Raw genomic sequence first — 23,237 nt, forward strand, 5'->3', positions numbered from 1 at the left:
AGATCTCCGATACGCTCGCACTGTGTGCATGTGACGCAAGTTTTCTTTTCGACGTACTCCCGCAAGGTCTTCAGGCAAGAAACCTCCTTCTCGGTAAGTGAATCAAGAAGTCTGTGGCACTGTGATCTAGGGTCGTCCATTTTCAAGAAATCGTTCACATCGCAGTCAAAGACTGGCGTAGAAAACCGAATATGAAACTGAGCGAGTTCGTCCATCAATGTTTCGAAGCTGGTAATTTGCAACTGATTATTGCCACGCATGCACCGACTGCGATTCTGGATCTGTGAACCTAGCAACCGATCAAAACGTTCCGCCCAGTGGAACGCACACCGCCCAATTTCCTCGGCCGCAGCCCGTGTGTCATTCATAGCTCCACACTGCCCTAGCACTTCTGCGACACAAGCCAAGTACGACTTGACCTCTCGGATGCTGAAGTCTTGTTCAAGGTAGACGAGCGCCTCAGGCACGCTTCTATGTCGTGACACAGCAAGAGCGATGGTGATCATTGAGCAGACCCACCGCCGAACATACTCCATTCGGATATAGACCGAAGAATAAACTCTTGAGTCGCGATATCGGTCCTGGAACAAGGACCGATGCTTTGATGTAGTTGGCCCCACCAAAGATCGCACGGCCGAAGTTTCAACGAGAATCTTTCGTTTTTTACCGCCCATCATTCACCATGAAACCAGCCAGTAGGAAACCTGACTGCTCTAGCGTTCTACTGGATTGTTTGATGTCAGCCATTTCCACCCGGCTGAGGCTACTGAGCTTTGTGAGAATTCCTGCGACTTTGTCGGCCGTTCCAGGGGTCTCATATAAGTCCCATTGGCCATCCAAAAACGTGTCGCGGACTTGACGAAGTATCTCCCTCGAATTCGCTTCAGTCGCAATACTCTGGATTCGTTCAATCAGTAGCGTTAATTTGCGCAGCAACTGTTGAGTCGCCACGACCGCCGGAACGCTGCTTGGCCGGTTCGGAATTGCTGCGACACTTTCCGCAAGGGACTTGCACTCTTTTCTTCGAATCGAAGCAACGAAATTTGGCGATTCCCCATGTCTTGCGGCGGATGCATCGGCAACGGCGCGAATCTTTATAGTCGTCGCAAATTTATTCGCTGGAAGGTCGAAGGTGGCTTCTTGAACTGAGTCCTTCAGCAATGGGCCGACTTCGTTGATTATCTGGTACGTCATGCTCGCTTGCCCGCTATTTCCAGCAGACGACGCACCAGCGGAGCCATCGCTGATCTCAACAATTGTTCCTAAATGATTCATTTCAGATTACGTGTGTAAAGCGTTTTACGGCTTGATTAACGAGACGTTCTACTGTTTCTTCGGCCTGAACTAGCACGCGTTCAACATCATGCTTGTTGACATCTCCAGTGGTTATTTCACTCAGGACCCACAATCGGTCTCCAGAAACCTTTGCGAGTAAATTACTGAGATTGGTCCCCCATGCAGGTTCGGTCAGCTTAGAAACGGCAGCAGCGATTTTCAGCTGGCGGACCCCCATCTCAGTGTTCAATGGACCTACGGATATCTTTTCTTCTCGGTTGTTCTCATCTCTCTTCGAGAGCGATACCATCCAGTCGTTCGCATCTTCAAGAATTTTTGAACTCTCCGTCAGCATTGAATCAAAGCCAAGAACAACCATCTCTTCGAACGTCATCCCTACATTCAAGAAATCCTCTCTTGCAAATTTCACCGCGAGGGATTCAATGCTTTTGTAGCCATTCAATGCTTTCCCGGCCATCGCAATGAAATTCTCTCGCCAGTCTTTCCAGTCGCTCTCAGATCGAGCAATGAACGAGACTGTCGTATGACTAACTGCGAACTCAACGCGATTGTCTTGTGAAAGAAAGTCAAATCGAATCGCATTCGAGTTCCAGTGAGCAAAAAAACCCATTCGGAATATTTCTTCGCCTATGCCCGCCAGTTGCGTAACGAATCCGGGAATGGCCTTGAACTCTAAGGTTACACGTACTACGAAGTGACGGTCTTTTACTAAATTTCCCATTGTTGACTAGTTTTCACGCTTTGATAACGGCAATTCCCCGGTCTTTCGACTGCACTAGATCGTAGCAGCGGGAATCCAGGAATGTTTTTATTCCTCCGAGAAATGCCCCGAAATCGCCCCGATCCCCTTGAGAACGAATGCGAAAGCCGCGATATCCGGACACATTCTCACATCGTCCTAGCCATCTTTATCGGTTCTTCACCTTAAACTCTGACGTCCGACTCATTTCACTCCCTAGATTCAAATCTTACCACCAAGCGTCCACCCGCCGCGTGGGCCAATGCCGCTACCGCTCACAGCGACGGCTTCACCGATCCGTTGAGCGTGTTGCAGACCGAACGGTAAGGCATCCCAGCCAGCTCGCTCACCTCGGCACGCGGGACGTTCTCCAAGTGCGGTCGGATCTCTTCAATGATCGCGGGCAGGTCGATTCCGTATTCACTCGGGTCGATGCGCCTGGCCGTCGGTGACGGCGTTTTTCGTTTCTTGGCCATGATACTCCCCTCAAATAAAAAGGGCCCGGCAAGGGATACTCGCCGGGCCGTCAGTGGACTCGCTTATCGCATGGCGGTTTGCCTACGCTCCGAGTTCACTCGCTCGACGGTGGACACGTCCGCGATGCCGAACCACATTTCCCGATTGTCTGGCGTCCAGATCTTCACCGAAACCGGACCACCGAAATCAACCTCGGTCAGTTCGCAATCGATGCCGTCACGAACGGTGATCGAGTTGAAGCAAGCCGCCCGGCCGATGGTTCCCGTCGGGATACCGAAACTGACGACGGTGCGACCATGCAAATGGGAATCCGCCAAGCTCGATGCCGTTGCGGAAGAAGTAAGCTTGAGGACGGGGTCGATGGCCTGATGTTTTCTACGATGCCACTGATGTGGCTTGTGAATCGCTTGATGGACATGGGTATCCTGCCCCGCGTTGCAGTGGTCGCGATCCCTTCGCGGCGGTCAAAGACATTGCCCAGCGTAGTCGCGTTTAATGTCGTGCTTTCTTCAATGCTGCCACTGACCAGAAACCCGGTGATGGGATCGCAACCCTGAGATGACGGTTAGATTGGGACACCTTGACAGCGTGTCACTGGCTCGCTGGCACAAACCAGCAGAAGCGGTTTTCGATGCGAATGGAACGCTTCGACTATGGACGAATCACCAATAGATCAGCTCTTTTAGGCCGGTTTGAACGCCATGAGGGAAGAAGTGCGTATTGCTCGATGCAACACTATTATCGATGATCACATCTACTCGCCCTTCTCCTGGACCGATGGATTCCAAAATTTGCTCTCGAAGCACAACGAAACCCGGCCCCACTTGAGAAAGCACTAATGCCTGCCCAGCGATTACTAGTCGAAGAGCGACGTTCGCTGAATAAGGGGATCGATTGAGTTTCATGTTAAAAGAAGATGCAAATGAACGGGCGAAAGAGTTTTGCAAACTCCGCGAAATGACTCTTGATCAAGCACACTTACTTGGGCAGGGACAAGAGGGTTATGTCTGGAGCACAAGCAATGAATCTGCCGTCAAGGTTTTTGAACGCGCAAGAAACTTTGAAACTGAACTCGAATGCTATCAGATCCTACACAACGAGTCTGTACATGAGCTAGACGGATTCACAATTCCTAGGCTACTCGACCACGACAACGAGTTGCAAGTGATCGAGATGACAATTGTTTCGCCACCATTTTTGCTGGATTTCGGAAAGGCGTATATCGGCAGACGTCCGGACTTTACCGAAGAAGTGATGAGCGACTACGAGTCGGATCGGGAAGAACTTTTTGAAGGAAACTGGCCCCTGGCGTGGGGGGTGGTGTCGTCTCTGGAAAAATACGGGATCTATTACTGGGACGCACGCCCTGGGAACATCAACTGCAAGGGCCACCCCGACGCGATCTGATTTTTGGCGAGAAAAAAGGCGAAGCAACGCGAAGGCAGCAAGTCGATAAACCCCGAGAAAGGCGGGGCGAAACGCAGGGGAGCGGGGCGTTTTGACCGGGGACGGCTCAAGCTGTCGCGAGCTGTCAAAAGAGAAAGATAGCGGCAGAGGGACTCGAACCCCCGACACGCGGATTATGATTCCGCTGCTCTAACCAGCTGAGCTATGCCGCCGTTTTTGGCTGAGATCGGTGGGTGCCGAAGCTTCTCCGCCGTCTCGTGTGCGTGGAAGTTTACCCCAACGCCCGCCGGGCGAAAAGTCGGCAACTTTCCAATCCGCCTGAACTTGTCGTTTCGGGTTTCCAAAGCAAATTCTTGAGCGTTTGCAGGTGAAACCAACGGAAACGGACGGCCCGTCTATCGCTTGAGGCGATTGGACATTAGAGCAAATGCTGCGATGGGGACTGGACGACCATGGTGGTGGGGCGTGCGGAGTTGGTGCGGAAGTAATCCGGGGCCCAACGACGCATCTCGATGATCATTGCGATCACGGCGATCAGCATGAACAGCATGCTGAGCAACAGCATCACGGTGTAAACGCTTGGGGGCTGTTTACGGTTTTCAGTCGATGGAAGTGTCGACACGATCGCCCTCCAAAATGATGCCTTCGTTGTAGTCTCGCATGATCTCGGCCACCGAACGATTCGGGTCCGTCTCACGAACACGCAGACGAGTGATGAAGCGACCGTCACGGGTCACGTTCAAGAAATGGCCTTTGCGAAGTCCGTCATCGTAGCCGATCGAAACTTCGACCAGCGATTTGGGACGATCCACGACCAAAATATTGCCGTTACGCTCCGGCGGAGCACCGTCCAATGGGTCTTCGGGACGAATTCCCATGTGGTCCGCGATCTCGCGAAAGCGGGTGAGTTGTTTTTGTAACGCATCGTTGCGGACTTCCAGTTCCTGACGAACTCCGCGGACTTCGTTCAAGTTGTCCGTCAGCACCAGCGTCTCAGCGAACAGCTTGTCGCGGTCCTCTTGCTCTTTGCGGATCTGACCACGCAGGATCGTGTTTGCTTCGGTCAGACGCTGCAGCTCCTCCGCACGGCTTCGGTCCAATTGTGCCAGTTCCGTGTTCTTGGCTTCGAGTTTTTGATTCGTGTTGACGCTCAGCTCCAGCTCATTGGTCAATTGATCCAACTGAGTCTGCAGGGCGGCCAACGCGGTTCGGCGGGCGGCTTGCTCGCGGGCCAGTGATGCCTGAGCTTCCTCGGCAGCGTCACGGAGTTGTTGATTCTCTACATCAATGGCTTCGATCGTTGCTTTGTACCCGGTGGCTCCCAGAACAAGATCACGCCAATTTCGGTGCGATGCGTTCACCACCAAAGCCAAAACCATGAAGGTCAGGCTGAGTAGAAAGATGACGACGGTGAACGCCTTTCCCAATAAAGTCATTTTTGGAGCTTCCTCGTGGCAAAGCAGACCGGCACGGTAGCGATTGGGCAGAAAAGATTTTGGCCCAAGCGATGTTCAGTAACGGACCCCTCATTGAACCTAACGTCGGTTGATGGAGCAAACGAACACCGCTCCGAAATTATAGTTACGTAGAAAAACACGTGTCAACGAAATCGGCATCAAAACCCCTATTCCCCCACCTTGCCCAGCCGGATGGCAGTTTTTTCTGAATAAACAGTTGGTTCCGGATCAAACGGACAGGCAAAACCCCTCTGCGGGGAGGTTCTTCATCAGCGTTTCGCACCGTTCCGCTGAAAATCGGCTTTGGCACGAACGCCGTCTCCCAGCAGCGACATCTGCATTTGGATGACATCGTCAGGACCAAAATTCGGTCCCAAGACCGGGCCGGCGATCGGTTCCAGCGGATAACCGTGGTGGTCGGACTGATAGGTCTGGCGTTCTGGATTCCAGACATAGGTTCCCGATGTCGGATCCACCAGGGTTTCACCGAACAGGTACTCATAGACGCTCATCGGATCCCTGTCCGGATAACGACCACGCAGGTGATTCAGAATCGCGATGTTGCTCCACGCGTTTTCTCTGGTGAATCTCAAGTGGGTTTGTCGATTGCTCAGGATGGCTCGGGCCCCATAGCCGGTGACCTTGAGTTGGGTTTGCGGAGGAAAAGCGAACGCCGGTGGCTTGTCAACTTTGGCATCACGTCGCGCCAGGCTGCGATCGATGGCTCGCTGGATCACTTTCTTATTGAAGCTGAACGTCAGACCGTCACCGGTGGTCACGTAGTAGACCGACGGTTCGACTCGACCCGTTCGTGTGTTGTGAGGAGTCAACGTCACGTATTTCAGTCCGTTGTATTCCACCGACTCCGACTCAAAGGTGTTGGGAGAAACACGATCGAGAAAACCGCGTAGCGCGACCATGAACGCGGTCAGGCTGACGTTGTTCTTGGACGGGACATAAATCCCCATCGGCATTTCATGGAACTCGTCGGAGTTTCGCCAATCGTCGGGCCGCTTCGCCGCCATCATCTCCATCCACTCGACGTCTTCATCCAAGTAAACTTCGATCGAGTCATCGATCCATTCAAAAATGTCAAACCGCACATTGGTGTTGTTCGTCAGGAACTGACGAGCCATCGCAAAGAGCCAGCCTTTGGTGTCGAGGGCAAGCTGCACCGACGCCAGGGCCTCGGGATGCGGATCATTGACGTCGGGTTTGAGCGTGGCTTTGCCCACGATGCCTTCCCACCATCGATACTCCGAACCCATGATCAGCGGAATGACGGAGAGATCGAACGAAATCGCATCTTCACGCATCTTGACCTGCAGGCCGATCGGGTCAAAAGCTCGACGCCATTGACGTTCATATCGAGTTCGCCAGTCCTCGTAGGTCTTTTTTTCCTGACGCGAGACGCGGGTCAGATTCAATTCCGCAATGGGCGTCTGAAATCGCAAGGTGCCGTAGTCCGATGAGACCACCGCGTCGGGCAATACCCGAATCTCGCCTGCGAAGGGTAGCTGATCAATATCGTCGACGACAACGGGAGCATCGATGGTTTGATGTACCAAGGAATCGGCGTGACGCGCCGTGACTTCGGCGATGGTCGATCGCGCCCGCGTACGGCGTGAAGCGGCAATGCGCCAAGCCGGGCCGCACCATTTGCGGATCGTGGCATCCGTAATCATCAGGAAAGCGGATTCATCGTTGCCGCGGGGATAGCGACTGCGAAAGAATCGGTATTCATCCAGTTCCGCGAGCGTCTTGAGTTTTTTGTTCTCGCACTCGACGATTCGTGAAACCAACGGAGACGAGTTGGCAACCACCACGACGTCTCCGACCACCGCAACGATACTGCTGAGCGTTCGCGTCGGGTTGGACCAATGAACGCAGGCGATCCCGGCGATCGTGCGTTCTTGACGCGTCACATCCCGGTGCCGAGACGCTGAGGCAGCGATTTGTGTTTGCAAGGATTGAGAGAGCAGCTCGGGCTGCATGGTTTGCATGATGACCGCGATGTCGGTGCCCGTGCGAAAATAGGGGTCGGATCCCGTGATGGCGACTTCGCCGATCAACAACTGGCCGACTTGTTTGGTGAGAACATTGATCGGCAAACCGAGTTGCTGTTGATAAAACCCGAATGTGTCCACCGAACGGCTCTGCGGCTCGATGGCTTGGACCAACGGCGTCGCCAACGATTGACCTTGTTCGGCCAGTTTCACCAGCGCGTCGAACGAAGGGACGAAGGCGACGTATTGGTCATGGGGAATCCATCGCGCCAATGGATCGAGTTGGGGAGCTTGCTCGGCAAGCAGTTCTTTCCAGTCCATTTCGCGGACCGTGATGCCCTGGATCGTGGAGACGTCCACCCACTGCGCTGCGTCATCGGTTGTCGCAGGCAGTTGACGATCAAGTTGCAGGTTTTCGCTGACCGCTCGACCTCCACTCATCAACGCGATGGTGCGGTCGACGTCACGGCTGAAGTTGCGTGACCAGGATGACGACTTTTTGACTGCGGCCTGATTGACCTTTGCCAGTGATTGCGTGGCCAAATGCCGAAACATTGCCGCACCGGCAAACTCCTCCGACCAAAGGTACTGAAAATACATTCCCTTCGCACGCGAGAAATCGGCTTCGGTGGCTGGTGATTTCTCGTCATCGTCAATACGAAAATCGTATTTCGCCAAGACGGTAGTCTTTGCGTCAGTGGGATGCGGCTGCAGACGATACAGAGATCCACTCACAGGAACCCCGGCTTGCTTGATGCCGACGATCTTGTAATCGGTGAAGTCATCGTTCTTCTTGCTCGGCTCCAAGATGTAGACTTCGGCGCCATCCGATGTGACGACACGAGCAGGCTGTTTGAGCTGAGAGTACGATGGGGGCCATTGGGTCGAATCGGCGACGACATGAGACAGATCAAAGTTCTGGACCAGTGCACCAGCGTCGATCTGGTAGTAGACCGTCTGAGCAGACGATGTACCGGTGATGACGGAAGCCGCCAGAGCGAGAATCGCCAACCGAAGAATCAATGAGAACGAGAAACACGAGCGGGTGGGGAGACGCATGGATGGAGTCCTCGATGCACGAGACAATGGCGGAAAGTGTCCAGGAAGAGCCCGTTTGGAGAGAAACGATGCGCGGAATCCGTCAAAGAATGCGAAGTTTTTTGCAGGTGCTGAGAAAGAGAGATCCAGTGGGTGAGTTTGCGATGGGTTGGTTGGTGTGGGAATTCTGGCGAATCCCGTTGCGGGTTGGGGTACGGGGTGGGTTGTTTGCAATCTTGGCTTTGTGGGTGGGGGCCGCCAGCGCTCAGGATTTGACCGAAGAGCAGCGTGCTGCGGTCAATCGAGAACTCGCCGCGGGCATCGTCACCGTTGTTCCCGCAGCGGCGGATGGCGCGGTCGACAATCCGCTCAAGGGTTGGTGTGTCTACACGGATGCCGGAAAAATTCATCAGCCCTATTCGATGATCTTTTCCTACGCCAGTTGGAAAGAACTGGAACCGAATCAGGGTGACTATCGGTTCGAAGATTGGCAGAAGCAGTGGGACGTTCCACAGGGTGCAGGCAAGCATGTCGTGTTGCGAGTGTATGCGGACTATCCGAACAAGCCCAGCGGCATGCCGGACTGGTTGATCGGTCAAGGCGTCAAAATGACCCCGTACACACAGTACGGTGGTGGGCTTTCGCCGGACTACAACGATCCCAAAATGGTCGCGGCTATGGAACGTTTGATCTCCGCGATGGGCAGGCGATTCAACGATGATCACCGCGTGGCCTTTATCCAACTCGGTCTGCTGGGGCATTGGGGCGAGTGGCACACCTTTCCGAGAACAGAGTTGGATGCCGACGATACGCCCCGACGCAGAGTGATTGCTGCATACCGCAATGCTTTTCCGGACAAGCAACTGATGGTTCGAACCGCGAATGGTCATGCGGGGACCCAAGATTGGATCGGGTTCCATGACGACATGTTTCCCGAAGACACGGACAACGGCGAGGACTGGAGTTTTCTGGCGACGATCCGTCGTGCCGGTCGCGACCAGAACTGGCGAAACCATGTGATCGGCGGCGAGATGGTGCCCGGGAAAGCCGACCAATGGTTGCTTGATCGGTTCGCGACGACGAGACAAATGGTGCAGCGTTCCCATTTCTCTTGGGTCGGCCCCTACGGACCGGCCCTCGTTGATCCAAAGTCGCTGGGCGATCGGGCGAACCTGTTCGCGCAGCACAGCGAGACCCTGGTTCGCGAGATGGGCTACGACTTTCAATTGACCGCCATACGGCATCTCAAATCGATCGAGCTGGACAAGCCGACGCCGATCGCCATCAAAGTTCGCAATCGGGGGGTCGCACCGTTTTATTATCCGTGGCCGGTGACGATCGCTCTGATCGATGCCCAGGGCAATGTCGCAACGAGTGTCAAATCTCCATGGGACATTCGATCCTGGCAGCCCGACAGCGACATCATCGAAAAGGCATCGATCTCGTTTTCGCAAGTGCCTGTGGGTGAATACCAACTCGCGTTGGGGATCGTTGATCCATGGCAAAACAAACCGAAGATTCGTTTTGCCAACGATCTGGAGTATCGAGATGGTTGGACCGTTGTTTCGACGGTCCGGATCGAGTGAGTCGTTTCATCATGATGCCGTTTCGATAACGGTACACGATGGAAACGAGAATGGCTGTAGGTTAGTTCGAGGCGGCCGCGGCTTGATACTCTCGGCTACTGGGTTCGGTATCCGAGGGGAAATCCTTTGGGATGTCAGTCAGGGTGACTTTGCCCGTTGCCGCCCATTCGGTTCCACGAAGCAGGACGGTGATGAAGCCGACGCACTCAAAGGAGCCCGTGTCGTGACCCATGGGCGTGTGAAAGATTCGCCCATTGCCATAGTCGATCGTCATGATCATCGGTTCATGGTGTCCCGTTCCTCTTTTGTCGGGGTCCGCGTACGCGGTCGCCAGGATCGTCATGTTGGATGCTGGTCCGCGAAGCTTTTGATACAACTCATCTTGAGTGTGCATCCAAACGCGAGGGACGCCTTTGGTGATCGGGTGGTCGGCGTCACGAATGATGATGGGATAGGGGTGTGCCGGTCCATGTGATCCGCCCGCGCCGGGCGAGTCATCGCGAACTTGTTTGCCCGATTCGTCGAGGTAAACGTACGGTCCCGATTTTTCATTGCGTCCGTCCCATCCACCCAATGCGATCATCTGGTTGAACTCATCCCAGTTGCCAAAAGAGTTGTCGGCGGCATGGATGACGACAAAACCGCCGCCGGATTTGACGTAGTCCACGAAATCCTTCTGCGTTTGCTCGGGCCAAGGTGCTGCTTTCCAGCCGAAGTTGCTGATGACGACGTCGTAGTTGGAAAATTTCGGGTGGAAATCTGGATCAGCTTTGGGTTCAGGCAGGTCTTCGTAAGACTTGCCGTCTGAGAGAGGAAATTCCTTGAGCAACTCGCCGCCCTTCCACGTGTACTTCGTGCGTTGAATATCAACGGTGAATCGACCGGAGTCCTCCAGGTAGGATTTCATCATCATCGTGGACTTGGGCCAAACGGTATGATTGTTCTGGCCATCGATGATCAATGCCTTGAGTTTGTCTTGACCGTTGACGCTGGCGACCGCGAGCAAGGTTAGCGAAACAGCGATGACGAGGGATCGGAGTCGGTTCATGATGTGGGGGAATTGATTTGAAGGAGACGGGCGTGTGGACTGTTTGAGGGGAGACGCAACATTGTAGTCGGTCCGGTTTCCCCATGGGTGACGAGTGTACGTCAGCCTTTCCAGGCTGACATTGCGCTGAGTATGTCAGGCTAGAAAGCCTGACGTACGAAAGGTGAACGAACGGTGGCAGACATGAATGAAGAGCAGAATTTCTTGGATCGCCGATCGGCCTATCGCTTGGGTTGCGTCGTTTTTGTGGTGATTTTGTTGGCCATGTTTGGAAGCATGATCTTTTTTCAAGACAGAGCCCTCAAGCAACTTCACTGGGGTATTGTTTACTTCACCACCTATTCTTCGGTCTCTGCGATTGCGGGTGCGTTGTTGGTTTGGGGTGGTTCACACCTAATCCGACTCGCAGCACTGTTCGTCAGCCCACTGATTGGTTGGTATGCCTGTCTCGTTGCGGGTGACTCCAGTTCTTTTTTGTTTCATGTGTTCACTTACAGCATCATCTGCGTGGTCGTTGTGACCGGATGGTCGATGAGGTTTTGGTTCGGTGAGATGCGAGTGGTGGGCAGGGACGATCCTGTGAATGAAGCACTGCGATTCAGCATCCGAGACTTGATGATCTGGACGGCGGTTGCCGCCATCGCTGCGCCGATCGTCAAATGGCTTTGGGACTGGTTTCCTGGGTTCGGTCGATTGCGGGGGACCGAGATGGTGATCGGGCTGGGGCTGATGTTTGCCGTCGCAACGCTGTTGAATGTCTGGTGTTTCTTGGGTCGGCGTGTCAGTGCCTTACGCGTATCGGTTGTCGCCGTCGGTGTTGCTCTGACTGCCGGAGGAATCCGGCTTTTGTCCCCCGAGGTTGTTTTTGCCAGCAGCATTGCTTCGGACGAAGTCGTGTTCGCGACGTTTGCATTGCTGTTGCGAGGAGCGGGCGTGCGATTTGTGAAGCGAGGCTCGGACGACTGATTCGGCCAAACGATTTTCGGGACGCTATCCCGGATTATTTATCAGCCGGATAGCGTCCGGTTCCCGCGTACAGGCGATAGAACCGGACGCTATCGCGTGGCGGCTGATTTGCGCAGACTATTTTCGCACCAATCCGAGCAAGCCGTTTCGTGCAGACGTATTGCGACGACTATCGTGAGTCGCTTGAGTAATCCGGGCTATCGATCAGGAAAATCGAGCGACGGTCGCGGTCACTGCGGATGAAAAAAGCGGGCCGCAGACAGTTTGTCTGCGACCCGCTAGATGGTTGATTCACGGCTTGGAGCCGCAAGTCATTGAGTGATCAGACGCCAGCGGGAACGGGAACCGTTTTGACGGTGGCGATGATAGCGCTGGCGACCATGTACGGGTCGGCGTTGGAGGCGGGGCGACGGTCTTCCAGCCAGCCCTTCCATCCGTTTTCGACGGTACCGATCGGGATACGGATCGAAGCACCACGGTCCGAGACGCCGTAGCTGAACTTGTCGATCGACTGTGTTTCGTGCAGACCGGTCAGACGCTGATCGTTGTCGGCACCGTAAACGTCGATGTGTTCTTTGATACGAGGCTCAAAGGCTTGGCAGATCTGCTCGTACGTTTCCTTGCTGCCACAGGTGCGCAAGGTGTTGTTGGAGAAGTTGGCGTGCATGCCGCTGCCGTTCCAGTCACCTTTGACCGGTTTGCAGTGCAAGTTGATCGACATGCCGTACTTTTCAGCGGTACGCTCCAGGATATAGCGGGCGACCCAGATTTGGTCGCCGGCGTCTTTGGCGCCTTTGCTGAAGATCTGGAATTCCCACTGCCCCATCATGACCTCGGCGTTGATGCCTTCGACATTCAGGCCGGCTTCCAAGCAGATTTCCAAGTGCTCCTCGACGATCTCACGTCCGACTGCTTTGCCGGATCCGACGCTGCAGTAGTAGGGTCCTTGAGGAGCGGGGTAGCCGTCGGTGGGGAAACCGATGGGGCGATTGGTTTCGGGATCCCAGATGGTGTATTCTTGCTCGAAACCGAACCAAAAATCGTCGTCGTCTTCCATGATGGTGGCGCGACCGTTGGTTCGGTGCGGTGTGCCATCGGCGTTGAGGACTTCGCACATCACCAGGAAACCGGTGCCCTTGCGGTCGGGGTCCACGGTGCAGAAAACGGGTTTGAGCAGACAGTCCGATGAACCACCGGGAGCTTGTTCGGTGGACGAGCCGTCAAAGCACCACATCGGTGCGTCTTCCACTTTTCCGCTGAAGTCTTTGACGATCTTCGTCTTGCTTCGCAGGCTTTGAGTGGGCTGATAGCCATCCAACCAGATGTATTCCAACTTGCACTTGGTCATGAAATAGATTCTCCCTAGGTGAATCAAAAACGAGTGGACCGCGGCAATGCGTTGCGACCATCACGTGGGCCGGTGCACCGCCAAAAAATTCCTACAAAGTTCTACCTACCGCATACCGAGGTCCGGGTCGGCGAGGAGTGGATCAGAAAGCCCTCGGGCTCACCAACAAAGCCAAACGGCCCGACACTCGTCGTTCGACACTCAAACCGGCACCTCCGGGTCTACCACCAAGTTGATCCGGGGTGGTTCAAAATGAGCGACGTCCGATTCGCTCGCTTCATAGATAAACATATACAAAATTCGCGGCGTGGAAAGAGTCACACCAAGCCCCCTCGACGAAGGAACAGCGGACGATTCGCCCGCGGGGCTTGGGAAACGGCACCCGATCCGCACTCGCGATCGGGGACACCCGTTACGGAGCGGGATACAGACTTAAATGGCAGCTTATGGGCGTGACATAGGACGCTAAGCTCGTTTATTCACGCGAATGATTGATTTTAGCGCAATCAGATTCTTGGCAATGAGTTGTGACATCGTAGGGAAATGCAGATTGTTTACAGGCAATACCGTTCAACGATGCACCCGGTTGTGGCGTTTTCGTTTAACCGGCAGCCTTAGGCGACGCGAATTAGAACACGACCTACCCTTCGGGCACGGGTTAAACGAAAATTGAACGGCAACTCGTTTTTGGAAGACAGCTTGTCAGGACCGCCTCCGAATCAGCGTTGACTCGACGGAAGCGGGATTCACGGTTGCTGGATTTACCTTGGCGGGATTCTCTTGAACTCCTGAGTCAACTTCAGCAACGATTGCTCAAACGCCATGCGTTCCAGGCTGCTGGCGCCGACGAAGCCGACCGCGTCGGTGTGCTGGTTGATGTAGGCTGCGTCGGTGGGACCGCAAATTGGTCCGCCGTGAGACAACAGGAATACGTCGTCGCGGACCGACTTCGCCGCGTCACATACTTCCTGGGTTCGCTTCGCTGCTTCCTCCAGCGTGCACGTGGCATCCGTCACGCCGATGCTGCCGCCGATCGTCGTTCCCACGTGCGCGATGATGGCATCGGCACCGGCCTTGGCCATCGCTTCTGCTTCCTCGGGTTTGGCCACGTAAACGATGGTGAACAGATCCATCTGTCGAGCCAAACCCACCATGTCGACTTCGTGTTGAAAACTCATTCCGGTTTCCTCAAGCACCTGTCGAAAATGCCCATCCACGATCGAGTGTGTGGGGAAGTTATTGACGCCGGAAAACCCCATCTCCTTGACCTTGCCCAACCAATGCCACATCCGCCTCATCGGGTCCGAAGCGTGAACGCCGCAGATGACGGGTGTTTCCTCCACCACCGGCAGGACTTCGTATTCTCCGATTTCCATCGCCACCGCGTTGGCGTCGCTGTAGGCCATCAATCCCGCGGTGCTGCCGTGTCCCGACATGCGAAATCGCCCCGAGTTGTAGATGATGATCAGGTCCGCGCCGCCTTTCTCGAGAAACTTGGCGCTGATTCCAATGCCGGCACCGGCGGCAAGAATCGATTCGCCGCGATCGAGTGTCGCGTGGAGCCTCGCAATGACTTCGTTGCGAGTGTAGGGATTTCCTTTTCCGGTCCAAGGATTGGGCATGAATCTGCGAATGGCTGTGAGGAAGAATCGTGTTTCGCTAAGTCTACACGCAGCAACGCTTCTCAGCGAAGAGCCCGATGTGCCCTGGCCAGTTGGTCTAGAATGGCACCCGGTCAATCCTCCGTTTTCACTCACCGGTCTGGAGTCATCCGATGCACCGTATTGCTCTGTGTCTCACTCTGCTGCTGGCAGTCTCCGCCGCTGACGTTGCTGCGGATGCACCCAACGTCGTCATCCTGTTGGCCGATGACTTGGGGTGGAATGCGGTCGGGTATCACAACGATGAATTCCAGACCCCGAACATCGACGCGTTGGTCGCCGGCGGTGTAGAGCTGGATCGGTTCTATGTCGCGCCGATGTGCTCACCGACACGCGCCGGATTGATGACGGGGTTGTATCCGATTCGGTTCGGTTGTGCCCGAGCCGTGATTCCTCCGCAAAGAGACTACGGACTGCCGACGGAGCAGATCACTGTTGCGGAGGTGCTTGAGAAAATCGGCTACGAAAACCGTGGCGTTTTTGGCAAATGGCACTTGGGCCATCGTCGTGCAAAATGGCATCCACTCAATCAAGGCTTCACGCACTTTCACGGTCACTACAACGGCGCGATCGACTACTTTGAATTGACACGCGAGAACGTTCGAGACTGGCACACCAACTATGAGCCATCGGACGAACAAGGCTACTCGACGGATTTGATTGCCGCAGCCGCATCGCAGTGGATCACTCAATCGGCGAAGTCTGACGCACCGTACTTTTGCTATGTCCCCTTCAACGCGCCGCATTCTCCCTTTCAAGCCCCCGAGGATGCGATCGCTCGATTCCGGTCCCCCGACTCGAACAGTGACGGTGGAAACAAACGCGGCAGGAAAGGTCAGTCATACAAAGGTCAGGCAAACAAGGAACGCGATCGAGAAGTCTATGCGGCAATGATTTGGCAGATGGACCAAGGGATCGGTCAGATTCTTAAAGCGATCGAGGACAGTGGCGAAGCGGAGAACACAATCGTTTGGTTCATGAGCGACAACGGCGGCGTCGGTGGTTTGCGAGAATTGAACGAACCGCTGCGTGGCAGCAAGCTGACCGTTTACGAAGGCGGAATCCGGGTGCCGGCATGCATTCGCTGGCCGAAACGATTGTTGGCTGGTGACAAATCGCACGACATCTTTGGATACATCGATGTCTTGCCGACCTTGATCGCGGCGGCAGGTGCCGACCAGTGGGATCTGATGCAGAAACCGCTCGATGGCACCAACATCTTGCCGGTCCTGATGGGACTGGGAAAGAATCCGGCTTGGGGAATCATTGCGGATCGACCGTGGTTTTCCTACCACGGCCAAAGCGGCGAGCAGGACGAGCATCTTGCCGTCACATTGGACGGGTGGAAATTGAAAGTCAACGGACCTCGCTTGCGGTCCTTGAAGCAATTGACCGACGGCACCAACCGCGTCGAACTGTTTCATCTCTCAGCGGACTTGTTGGAGAAGTCCGACGTCAAGGCGATGCATCCCGACAAAGTTCAACAGTTGGGCGAGATGTTGATCGAGCATCGGACACTTCAGCCCGCGGACGGCGTGCCGCCCTACGGCGTGGGCAAACAAGGGTTTGTCCCGCCAGCGAATTGGGCCGTGGATCCCAAATCCCCCGACAAACTGGTCGGCACCGACGGTTGATCTTGGACGATCACGCAACCCTGCGAATCGATCACGTTCGGTTCAGTAGTTCCAGCCGCCTTGCATGAACAACGACTCGCCGAATCCGACCATGCGGTCTGCGTTCTCAAACTCGGCGCGACGCCCCAGCCCCGCGCCGATCTCGGCAAACCATCTGCCAAAATTTTCGGTGTTCTGCTCGATCCCAAGCACGAGTGGAAACTCTCGGTACGAGAACGCTTCGCGATTGCCCAAGCCATCGTCGATGTCCCACGTGCCGCCGCCCAACTCAGTGCCCAGGTACATCCAAACCGAAGCAGTGGAGTCACCCCAGACCCGTCTGGCTATCTTGGGTTTGGGCATCATCAGCGAGACGAACCATTCTTCGGTCGGCGTCCACACCAGTCCAGCCAGTGGCAGCGCCGGCACGTCCGCGCGTCCGGTGTACGCCACGCCAAGACTCATTCGCAGTTTGTCCGGTACCACTTGCCAGTTGTACATGCCCATCGCGAACAGTCGGACCGTTTCACCCAGTGTTTCACGATCTCCGGTCAATGACGGCGTGATCCCAAATAGCCACGAGTTTTCTTCGCCCACTCGGTGCAACCACATGACCGCGAGGCTGACACGGAATAATTTTGATGGCAAACGTTCAGGACCATCCAAGTCGAATTTCGTCTCGCTATACGACGGCGAAAGCAGCAAGAAATCCGTCGGCAATTTGATCGGCAATCCGCCTCGCAGGTTGGCGCTCCACTGGCTCACCCCCAGTCCATCACCGGTCGAGTAGCTGCCCACCACGCCGCCACCGAACGGTCTTGGCGGACCGCCGGTACCAGAAAACTGAGCATGAGTTGTTGAGCCACCGACGAAAAATCCGCCGAGACAAACGATCAGCAGCGATGCGAATCGCAACGAGGGCATCTGTGGGGGCGTCCTTGCCAGCTAGAGAGAGTCGATCGGACAGAGTTACAACATTCCGACCGAGCCCCGCTAGAGCGAATTGCTCGCAATGGCTGGCTAGTTGGCTGGCGGTTGGCTGACCAGCGTCCGTTGAACTTCGATCACCCGCGCAGCTTGAGTCGCATCCATGGTCAGATAGCGATGGTTGCCGCCTTTCGAGTTTGCGAACTCGGTAAACCCGTCGTCGGCTACGGTCACCGATCCGGGCGACGACAACCCAAAGTACCCATCACTGGGACGCACGGCATACAACACGCTGGTCAAGTCCCAACTGGGGCGATCATGGTTGGGGCCGCTGTGCAGCATGTAGGATTCACGGACGATGTGATGCTCCAGATAATCAAAGTCCCTCGCGATACTTTCGCGAGGATATCGAGCATGGATCCCGATGTTGAAATCGCTCCAGATCACCGCGACCTCGGCCGGCCATTGCTTGACCATCCGCTGCATCGATGGCACTTGGTTTCGCACATTGGCTTCTAAGTAATGCGGCTCGCCGTCGACCGGATTGAAAGCGCCCGCCATCACCGAAAACAGCTTCACTTTGCGTCGAACCAGCTCCACACCCGTCAACGGACTGATTTCATCGGGCGAACTTTCCAACAGATCCGCCACGTTCACGGCAAGTCCGACTTGGATCAGCACCATGCCACCGTCATCCGCAGCGGCCAGCGTTTCACGCAGCGTCTTGACCGCGTCGGGGGCATCCTCGCTGCGCATCAAGTCGTGCGGGTATCGCACGTGTCCCTTGTCACGCTGACTTGCCAGCCCCACGTACTTGCTCTCGCGTGGGTAATCACCTTTGGTCACGCCGATCGGGATGTCGGGGCGGCCGTAAAAGTGATTGATGGCATCGACCATCGGAGCGTTGAGCGGATGTGTTTTGGAAACCGTGACCGCCGCAATGCGGCATTCATTGCGATCCGCCAGCGTGTGCAACATTGCCAACGCCAGCACATCGTCGACGTCTCCCGCAATGTCGGTGTCAAAGATCACGGGAATTGGTTCGCGTCCCTGTAGATCATCGGTGGCAATCCAAGCGGTCACCAACGCGAACCCCAGCAATCCACTCCAACACACTCGATCATGCATTTTTCTGTCCCAATGAACGTCGAACGGTATCCAATAAAACGGCGACAATGATGACCGCGCCGGTGATGATCTGTTTATTCTCATCTTCGACTGACATGCGACTCAATCCCGTCTGCAGGACGGCAATGATAATCACTCCCAGGAACGAACTGATGGCATTGCCCCGACCACCCATCAAACTCGTGCCTCCGATCACGCAGGCAGCGATCGCTGAGAGTTCGATGCCGCTACCGGCACCTGGATCGGATGCTTCCATCAGAGAGGTCGGCGCCAAGCCCGCGATGCCACATAGCAAACCCGAAATCACAAACACGCCGATCGCGTAGGGCTCCGTTCGAATTCCCGACATACGGACGGCTTCCGCGTTGGTCCCGATCGCAACGCAGTAGCGTCCGAACACGGTGCGGGTCAGCAGGAACTGGGCGGCAAAGACAGCGACCAACGCGATCAAGAATGCAGGCGAGAGCCCCAAACGGGCAATCGGTTCGCTGATCGGTGCGACCTCCGATCCGATCGTCAGCACTTGTGAGTCGAGCAACCGCTGTGTGGCCCCGCGCGCGATCTCCAGCATCCCGAGAGAAACAATGAACGACGGAATTCGAAACCATGTCGAGATTGCGCCCGTTGCGAATCCGCAAATTGCACCGGTCATCAAGCACGCCGGGATGGTGGCCCAGAGCGGCCACCCATGATTCGCCATCAGCACTCCCAGCACCGCGCCGGATAACGCCATCACGCTGCCCACCGACAAATCGATCTGCCCGACGACCAGCACCAACGTCATCCCAACCGCGACCAATGTCAATTCAGGAATCTGGCTGGCGATCAGTCGCACGGTGCTGAGCTGAAAAAAACTACCTGTGCCCAAACCAAAAAAGACAATCAGCAGTGCAAGCACGGCGGTCAAGCCACCGTACTGCAAGACGGCAGATCGGAAGTGTTTGTGTTTCATGATTCAGGTGTCGTCTGGTTGGTGACTTCAGTCCAGATTGGTTGCTTTGGCTCGATACTGCGAGAACGCGGCTTGCATGATCGCTTCGTCCGTCCAGTGTCCCCGTTCAAAATCTGTCACCCACTTGCCAGCGGACATGACGCCGATGCGGTCACAGGTTTCAGTCAACTCATCCAGATCACTGCTGACGATCACGATCGCCTTGCCCTGCTTTGCCAAGGATTCAAATAAATCGTAGAGTCGATTTCTCGCTGCCACGTCGATGCCCCGCGTGGGTTCGTCAAAGAACAGAATCTCCGCATCAGCGATCAGCCATTTTGCCACCGCAACTTTCTGTTGATTGCCGCCACTGAGCGTCCTCACTGCTTGGTCGATGTCGTTGCACTGTGTGTCCAGCGAATCAATCATCGCTTCGGTGGCCTGGATTTCGCGGGAACCAAGAATGATTCCCCCTGTGGAAAATCGCTTGCCGAGTGCACAGATCGTCGAGTTCATTCGAATGGATTGTGACAGTAAGAGTCCGTTCTGCTTACGATCTTCCGTCACCATGGCCAGGCCCGCCGCGACCGCTTGTTTGGGATGCTTGAACGTTGTGGGGCTGCCGTCTGTGCCAACCGACACACTGCCGGAGCTTGCCACATCGGCGCCAAAAATCAGTCGGATCAACTCGGTGCGGCCTGACCCGACCAGGCCGGCGATGCCGAGTCGTTCTCCGCGTGCGACTTCAAACGTGACGTTATCGACCATACCTCCGGTCAAGCCATCGACCGCCAACGCTCGCTCATCGGTTCGGTGGGTTTCAAAGGAATGGTCTGCGGACTGAGAGGAAACGCCGCTCATCCATTGAACCATCTGGTCGGTCGTCAGCGATTTGGCATCTTGCGTCGTCACAACCTTTCCGTCCCGCAGTACTGTGACGCGATCTGCCATTTGAGCCACTTCGTCGAGTCGATGACTGATGTAAATGATTGCGACACCGTCACGACGCAATTGATGCAGCCGTTCAAACAGGCGATCCGTTTCTCCGACGCTCAACGCGGCGGTGGGTTCGTCCAATATCAATAGTTGGCACTGTCGGTCCAACGCCGTCGCGATCTCGACCATCTGTTGTCGCCCGACGCCCAAGCCACCCATGATGGCTTCGGTGTCAACGTCATCCAAACCGAATCGGTCCAAGGCCTGTCGTGCTCGGGCATCCAGCGTTTTTCGATCGATCACTCCGAACTTGGCGGGCAAACGATTCAGCAAGATGTTCTCCGCGACGCTGAGTGTGGCCACTTGATTGAGTTCTTGCTGAACGATTTGGACACCGGCGTGCTCAGCAGCTTGCTTTCCAGCGGGGGCAAACGAGTCACCGTGCAGCTCCATCCTGCCCGAGGTGGCGGTGATCAATCCTGAGATGATCTTGCAGAGGGTGCTCTTGCCGGCACCGTTGGCACCGAGCAACGCATGGATCTCGCCACAACGGACATCCAGCGAAACCCGATCCAGCACTGTGACCGAGCCGTAGCGTTTGACGATCTCCTCCAGGCGAAGCACGGTCTGCATGAAATCTCGTGTCAGAGGTAACCCAGTGAAAGCTACTGCAGCGTTTCTGCAGTGACCAAGTCAACCGGTGTCTCGACATCGCTGAGCGTGCTGTTGGGATCGGCCAGCAGTTTGAGCGCCGCTTCGATTCCGAACACGGCTAGCTTGTCGGCATGTTGGTCGGCCGTCGCGAGGATCTTGCCGTCGCGGATCGCTTGAGCGGCTGCGTCGATGTTGTCAAAGCCGACGATCAACAGGTCGTCGGATCGGCCAACACTTTTTGCTGCCGCGACAGCGCCCATCGCCATGCTGTCGTTGGCGGCCAAGATCGCTTTGATCTCGGGGTGTTCGCTCAACATCGAGGAGGCGATCGTGTTGGCATTGCTCATTTCCCATTGTGCGGATTGACTGTCGATGATTTTCATGCCGGCTTCGTTCATCGCTTCATCAAATCCAGCCTTTCGCATTCGGCCATTGTCAGAGGTCTGCAGGCCTTCCAAGATCGCCACGCCGTCGCCGGGTTGCAGCTTGTTTGCCAAGTAGGCACCAACCGATTTCGCACCGGCTTTGTTGTCTGGACCGACGAACGGAATCTGCAAGCTTTCCTCTTCCAGCATTTCGGGACTCAAGCGATTGTCGATGTTGACGACCACGATCCCGTCTTTCTTAGCACGCCGCAGAGCGGGAATGAGTGCTTTGGAGTCGGCCGGTGCGATGACGATCGCGTCGACACCACTGGCCACCATTTCTTGAACCAACGCGACTTGGCGGCTGATGTCGCGTTCGTCTTTGAGTCCCTCGACGTGCAAGTCATACTGATCACTGTGAGCCGCTTGATGGGCCACCGCACCGTCGGCCATGGTCGAAAAGAATTCGTTGGCCAGCGATTTCATGATCAAACCGATCTTGGGTTTCTCTGGCGACGAAGGGTCGGCTTGACTCGATGACGTTGTCTTGGATGAACATCCAGCGAGCATGACGAAGGCCATCACGAGAAGGGGAATCACCATCCGTTTCTTGTATCGTTTCATTTCGTTTGACTCCAGAGTTCAATGATTTCGCTGCGTGTTCCGATGCCGGTTTGAGCCCCCATGCGGGATGCCGCGATCGCGCCGGCCGCGTTGGCCAATTGAACGGATCGGATCAAGTCATTCGTTTCGGCCCACCATACCGCCAACGCTCCGGCGAATGCGTCCCCGGCAGCCGTCGTATCGATCGCTTTGATCGGGTAGGGTGCAACCGTGTGGACGATCCCATCCGTTAGTAATACCGTGCCGCGATCACCCATCGTGATGGCGACATGGGCGGCGCCGCGGGCGTGCAGCTGCCTCGCTGCCGCCTCAGCTTGCGTGACAGTCGATACGGGCAATCCTGTGATCGCGGAGGCTTCTGTTTCGTTCGGGCAAACCAAGTCGACTTGCAGCAAAGCGTCGTCCCAAGGTGTCGGAACGGGAGCGGGATCCAGGATGATACGAGCGCCATTCTCATGGGCGATGCGAATGCTTTCCAGAACCGCGTCGATGGGGATTTCCAATTGCAGCAAAACGACATCCGCGTTTGCGAGCAATGCGGCGTGTTTCCTGACATCCTCTGGAGACACTTGTCCGTTGGCGTTGGGGACCACCATGATCGCATTTTGTCCACTTTCCTCGACGGCCACGACGGCCAAACCACTGGCGCAGTCGGTTGACCGCATCACGCTCGCGCAATCAATGGCTTCACGCCGCAGTTGTTCCACCAATCGTTCGGCGAACGAATCGTCGCCCACCCGACCGATCATGCTCACGTTGCCACCGGCGCGGGCCGCCGCCACGGCTTGGTTGGCGCCCTTTCCGCCGTTAACTTCGCGAGAGCCCGATGCGGTCACGGTCTCCCCAGGCCTCGGCAAGGCCTGACAGCCGATAACCAAGTCCATGTTGATCGAGCCGACAACAGCGATCGCCGTGCTTTTCGACGATGTGGCGTCGTGCTGATCAGAGAGAAGCGTTTCGGTCATTTCAAGCTTCGGAGGTGGGAACCCTTGGGGACGCTCAGTATAGCCACAATCGCGTTGCCAACGTC

At 55.7% G+C, this 23,237-nt stretch carries 21 protein-coding genes and 1 tRNA gene; 4 read left to right on the forward strand and 18 right to left on the reverse strand.

Features of this window, described 5'->3' with window-relative positions:
• Nucleotides 1–663: 663 nt before the first annotated feature.
• From Pla52nx_RS31155 to Pla52nx_RS31175, 5 genes are all read right to left on the reverse strand, one after another.
• Nucleotides 664–1,275 (reverse strand): hypothetical protein, encoded by a 612-nt coding sequence (locus tag Pla52nx_RS31155; protein ID WP_146519347.1) that lies wholly within the window; start codon nucleotides 1,273–1,275, stop codon nucleotides 664–666.
• Nucleotide 1,276: 1 nt separating this feature from the next.
• Nucleotides 1,277–2,017, reverse strand: coding sequence for a hypothetical protein (locus Pla52nx_RS31160; protein ID WP_146519346.1), 741 nt, complete (start codon nucleotides 2,015–2,017; stop codon nucleotides 1,277–1,279).
• A 293-nt stretch (nucleotides 2,018–2,310) separates the two neighbouring features.
• Nucleotides 2,311–2,511, reverse strand: a complete 201-nt coding sequence (locus tag Pla52nx_RS31165) for a hypothetical protein (RefSeq protein WP_146519345.1) — start codon at nucleotides 2,509–2,511, stop codon at nucleotides 2,311–2,313.
• Nucleotides 2,512–2,574: 63 nt separating this feature from the next.
• Complete coding sequence (locus tag Pla52nx_RS31170; protein ID WP_146519344.1) at nucleotides 2,575–2,829, reverse strand: hypothetical protein; 255 nt, start codon at nucleotides 2,827–2,829, stop codon at nucleotides 2,575–2,577.
• Between the two features lie 345 nt (nucleotides 2,830–3,174).
• The gene (locus Pla52nx_RS31175) at nucleotides 3,175–3,417 is read right to left on the reverse strand and encodes a hypothetical protein (protein ID WP_146519343.1); all 243 of its coding nucleotides are present in this window, start codon (nucleotides 3,415–3,417) and stop codon (nucleotides 3,175–3,177) included.
• Between Pla52nx_RS31175 and Pla52nx_RS31180 the strand changes: the two genes are divergently transcribed.
• Nucleotides 3,416–3,919 (forward strand): hypothetical protein, encoded by a 504-nt coding sequence (locus Pla52nx_RS31180; RefSeq protein ID WP_146519342.1) that lies wholly within the window; start codon nucleotides 3,416–3,418, stop codon nucleotides 3,917–3,919. The genes Pla52nx_RS31175 and Pla52nx_RS31180 overlap by 2 nt on opposite strands.
• A gap of 138 nt (nucleotides 3,920–4,057) precedes the next feature.
• Here Pla52nx_RS31180 and Pla52nx_RS31185 read toward each other — a convergent pair.
• The 4 genes from Pla52nx_RS31185 to Pla52nx_RS31200 all read right to left on the reverse strand — a co-directional run bounded on the left by Pla52nx_RS31185 (nucleotide 4,058) and on the right by Pla52nx_RS31200 (nucleotide 8,441).
• A tRNA-Met gene (locus Pla52nx_RS31185) sits at nucleotides 4,058–4,131 on the reverse strand.
• Nucleotides 4,132–4,337: 206 nt separating this feature from the next.
• The gene (locus Pla52nx_RS31190; RefSeq protein WP_146519341.1) at nucleotides 4,338–4,541 is read right to left on the reverse strand and encodes a hypothetical protein; all 204 of its coding nucleotides are present in this window, start codon (nucleotides 4,539–4,541) and stop codon (nucleotides 4,338–4,340) included.
• On the reverse strand, nucleotides 4,519–5,355 hold the full coding sequence (locus Pla52nx_RS31195; protein ID WP_146519340.1) for a hypothetical protein: 837 nt from the start codon (nucleotides 5,353–5,355) through the stop codon (nucleotides 4,519–4,521). The genes Pla52nx_RS31190 and Pla52nx_RS31195 overlap by 23 nt, the downstream gene beginning before the upstream one ends.
• Before the next feature lie 290 nt (nucleotides 5,356–5,645).
• On the reverse strand, nucleotides 5,646–8,441 hold the full coding sequence (locus tag Pla52nx_RS31200) for a hypothetical protein (RefSeq protein WP_146519339.1): 2,796 nt from the start codon (nucleotides 8,439–8,441) through the stop codon (nucleotides 5,646–5,648).
• Nucleotides 8,442–8,455: 14 nt separating this feature from the next.
• On the opposite strand from Pla52nx_RS31200, the gene Pla52nx_RS31205 reads away from it, so the two are divergent.
• Nucleotides 8,456–10,006 (forward strand): DUF4832 domain-containing protein, encoded by a 1,551-nt coding sequence (locus tag Pla52nx_RS31205; protein WP_197454445.1) that lies wholly within the window; start codon nucleotides 8,456–8,458, stop codon nucleotides 10,004–10,006.
• Between the two features lie 61 nt (nucleotides 10,007–10,067).
• On the opposite strand, the gene Pla52nx_RS31210 is transcribed toward Pla52nx_RS31205, so the two are convergent.
• Nucleotides 10,068–11,054: a ThuA domain-containing protein gene (locus tag Pla52nx_RS31210; RefSeq protein WP_146519337.1), complete on the reverse strand. Its 987-nt coding sequence runs from the start codon at nucleotides 11,052–11,054 to the stop codon at nucleotides 10,068–10,070.
• 174 nt (nucleotides 11,055–11,228) lie between these two features.
• On the opposite strand from Pla52nx_RS31210, the gene Pla52nx_RS31215 reads away from it, so the two are divergent.
• Nucleotides 11,229–12,020, forward strand: coding sequence for a hypothetical protein (locus Pla52nx_RS31215; protein WP_146519336.1), 792 nt, complete (start codon nucleotides 11,229–11,231; stop codon nucleotides 12,018–12,020).
• Nucleotides 12,021–12,342: 322 nt separating this feature from the next.
• Here the strand turns inward: Pla52nx_RS31215 and Pla52nx_RS31220 are convergent, their stop codons facing one another.
• Together Pla52nx_RS31220 and Pla52nx_RS31225 are read right to left on the reverse strand one after the other, a co-directional pair.
• The gene (locus Pla52nx_RS31220) at nucleotides 12,343–13,368 is read right to left on the reverse strand and encodes a glutamine synthetase beta-grasp domain-containing protein (RefSeq protein WP_146519335.1); all 1,026 of its coding nucleotides are present in this window, start codon (nucleotides 13,366–13,368) and stop codon (nucleotides 12,343–12,345) included.
• A gap of 761 nt (nucleotides 13,369–14,129) precedes the next feature.
• Entirely contained in the window at nucleotides 14,130–14,990 is an 861-nt protein-coding gene (locus tag Pla52nx_RS31225; RefSeq protein ID WP_146519334.1) for a phosphoenolpyruvate hydrolase family protein, read from the reverse strand.
• Nucleotides 14,991–15,142: 152 nt separating this feature from the next.
• Here Pla52nx_RS31225 and Pla52nx_RS31230 point away from each other — a divergent pair, with 152 nt between their 5' ends.
• Nucleotides 15,143–16,663, forward strand: coding sequence for a sulfatase-like hydrolase/transferase (locus Pla52nx_RS31230; protein ID WP_146519333.1), 1,521 nt, complete (start codon nucleotides 15,143–15,145; stop codon nucleotides 16,661–16,663).
• A 42-nt stretch (nucleotides 16,664–16,705) separates the two neighbouring features.
• Here the strand turns inward: Pla52nx_RS31230 and Pla52nx_RS31235 are convergent, their stop codons facing one another.
• The 6 genes from Pla52nx_RS31235 to rbsK all read right to left on the reverse strand — a co-directional run bounded on the left by Pla52nx_RS31235 (nucleotide 16,706) and on the right by rbsK (nucleotide 23,172).
• On the reverse strand, nucleotides 16,706–17,566 hold the full coding sequence (locus tag Pla52nx_RS31235; RefSeq protein ID WP_146519332.1) for a hypothetical protein: 861 nt from the start codon (nucleotides 17,564–17,566) through the stop codon (nucleotides 16,706–16,708).
• 96 nt (nucleotides 17,567–17,662) lie between these two features.
• Nucleotides 17,663–18,697, reverse strand: coding sequence for a nucleoside hydrolase (locus Pla52nx_RS31240; RefSeq protein ID WP_146519331.1), 1,035 nt, complete (start codon nucleotides 18,695–18,697; stop codon nucleotides 17,663–17,665).
• Nucleotides 18,690–19,649, reverse strand: coding sequence for an ABC transporter permease (locus tag Pla52nx_RS31245; protein ID WP_146519330.1), 960 nt, complete (start codon nucleotides 19,647–19,649; stop codon nucleotides 18,690–18,692). Before Pla52nx_RS31245 ends, Pla52nx_RS31240 begins: the two co-directional genes overlap by 8 nt.
• A 27-nt stretch (nucleotides 19,650–19,676) precedes the next feature.
• On the reverse strand, nucleotides 19,677–21,197 hold the full coding sequence (locus tag Pla52nx_RS31250; RefSeq protein WP_146519329.1) for a sugar ABC transporter ATP-binding protein: 1,521 nt from the start codon (nucleotides 21,195–21,197) through the stop codon (nucleotides 19,677–19,679).
• Between the two features lie 32 nt (nucleotides 21,198–21,229).
• Nucleotides 21,230–22,207, reverse strand: a complete 978-nt coding sequence (locus Pla52nx_RS31255) for a sugar ABC transporter substrate-binding protein (RefSeq protein WP_231741862.1) — start codon at nucleotides 22,205–22,207, stop codon at nucleotides 21,230–21,232.
• Entirely contained in the window at nucleotides 22,204–23,172 is a 969-nt protein-coding gene (gene rbsK / locus Pla52nx_RS31260; protein ID WP_146519328.1) for a ribokinase, read from the reverse strand. The genes Pla52nx_RS31255 and rbsK overlap by 4 nt, the downstream gene beginning before the upstream one ends.
• Nucleotides 23,173–23,237: the final 65 nt, after the last annotated feature.

Source organism: Stieleria varia (assembly GCF_038443385.1).
In the GTDB taxonomy this organism is placed as follows: domain Bacteria; phylum Planctomycetota; class Planctomycetia; order Pirellulales; family Pirellulaceae; genus Stieleria; species Stieleria varia.